Annotated in this window: 1 protein-coding gene; it reads left to right on the forward strand. The window is 76.0% G+C overall.

What is annotated here, in order from left to right; translation table 11 throughout:
* The first annotated feature begins 257 nt into the window (after positions 1 to 257).
* A complete protein-coding gene (locus ACFY3U_RS26675; protein ID WP_387206582.1) occupies positions 258 to 1685 on the forward strand; it encodes an alpha/beta hydrolase in 1428 nt (475 codons plus the stop codon).
* Positions 1686 to 1872: the final 187 nt, after the last annotated feature.

Here is a 1872-nt window from a genome sequence, read left to right on the forward strand (position 1 = left end):
CCGGAAGCTAAGCCCTCCAGCGCCGATGGTACTGCACTCGGGAGGGTGTGGGAGAGTAGGACACCGCCGGACAAACATTCCAGTAGGCCCACCCCGCAAGGGGTGGGCCTACTGCGCATTTCAAGCACGAAGCCAACCCCGAGGACGCGGGACGATACCCCCGGAGAGACCTCAGGGACCCGCTCGGGGTGATGCCGGATGTCTCCGGTGCGCCGGCCGGCACAGGATCGACGGATCTCCACCGATGAGGAGGCCAGATGATCCGCCGTACCGTCGCCGCCGTCGCCGCGCTCACCGTCCTGGTCGGGGTGCCGGGCGTGGCCCGCGCCGCCCCCGGCTCGCCGCCGGCAACCCCGCGGCCGGCGCCCGCGCTGGCCTGGGACGCCTGCCTGGACGATCTGCCGGGTGTGCCGCTCGATCCTGCCGTCCAGTGTGCTCGCCTGCGGCTGCCGGTGGACTGGGCGCGGCCGCACGGCGCGACCTTCGAGCTGGCCGTCGCCCGGCGGACGGCGCGGGACCCCGACCGGCGGGTGGGCACCCTGGTCTTCGGGCCGGGTGGCCCCGGCGACTCGGGCGTGGAACGCGTGCGGCGGGGGGACCGGTTCAGCGACGAGATGCTCGACCGGTTCGACGTGGTCAGCTTCGACCCTCGAACGGTGGGCCGCAGCGCCGCGCCGAACTGCGCCCCCGACCCGAGCCTGCGCCGGCCGGCGGTGCCGCTGACCAGCCAGGCCGACTTCGCCGCCACGGTGGCGTACAACCGGGCGCTGTGGGCGTCCTGCCGGGCGACCAGCCCGGTCTTCGACCACGCCGACACGCTCAGCACCGCGCGGGACCTGGACGCGTTGCGCCGGGCGCTGGGTGAGCGGCAGCTCAGCTTCCACGGCAGCTCGTACGGCACGCTGCTCGGCCAGCAGTACGCGGAGCGCTACCCGAACCGGGTGCGCGCCGTGGTGCTGGAGGGCGTCTTCGACCACAGCCTCGGGGTGCGGGAGTTCGTGCGTACCCAGGCCGAGGCGCTCGAGGACTCGTTCGACGAGTTCGTCGCCTGGTGCGACCGGTCCACCGACTGCGTGCTGCACGGGCAGGACGTGCGGGCGGTGTGGGCCCGGGCGCTGGCCCGCGCCGACCGCGGCGAGTTCGCGCCGCTGACCGCCTTCGACGTCACGGCCGTCGCCCTCGGGAGGCTGGCCGCCCCACGGTGGCCGGAGTTCGCCGTCGCGGTGCGGGGCATGGCCGCCGGCACCCCACCGCAGCAGCCGAACCTGAGCCTCTCCGTCGGCGTGTTCTGCGCGGACTGGCCGGCCCCGGTGCGCAATTTCGCCGAGTATCGGCGGCTGGTGCGGGTGGCCGCCGAGGCCGCTCCCGACGTGCGGTACGGCGGTGGGCTGCTGGCGGTGCAGACCTGCCTCGGCTGGCCGGCGCCGGTGGCCAATCCGCCGCACCCGCCGGGGGTGCACACCCGTACCCCGGTGTTGCTGCTGAACGCCCGGCACGACCCGCGCACCGGGTACGCCTGGGCCCGCCACGTCGCCGCGCAGCTGGGCCGGCACGGCCGCCTTGTCACGTACGAGGGTTGGGGCCACGGCACGTACCAGCGCAGCGCCTGCACCACGGCGGTGGTGGACCGCTACCTGGTCGACCTGGCCGTGCCGCCGCCCGGGACGAGCTGCCCGGCGGCCTGAGCCCGGCGGCCGCCGGGATGGGTCGACCTGGCCGGGCCACGGCCAGGTCGACCCGGCCGGGTCGGGACCGCGGTCGGGGGGGGGCGCCCCCGCGGCGGGCCGCCGGGGGGCCCCCCCCCCCCCCCCCGGGCGGGGGCCGCCCCCCCCCCCCCCCCCCGCGCCCAATATGTAATTAAATAAACCCCAC

The sequence above is a fragment of the Micromonospora sp. NPDC000089 genome (assembly GCF_042899365.1).
GTDB lineage: Bacteria > Actinomycetota > Actinomycetes > Mycobacteriales > Micromonosporaceae > Micromonospora.

What these genes read in the sequence shown, in the direction of transcription:
- ACFY3U_RS26675 (WP_387206582.1), top strand. Translation starts at nt 258, where the DNA reads ATGATCCGCCGTACCGTCGCCGCCGTCGCCGCGCTCACCGTCCTGGTC.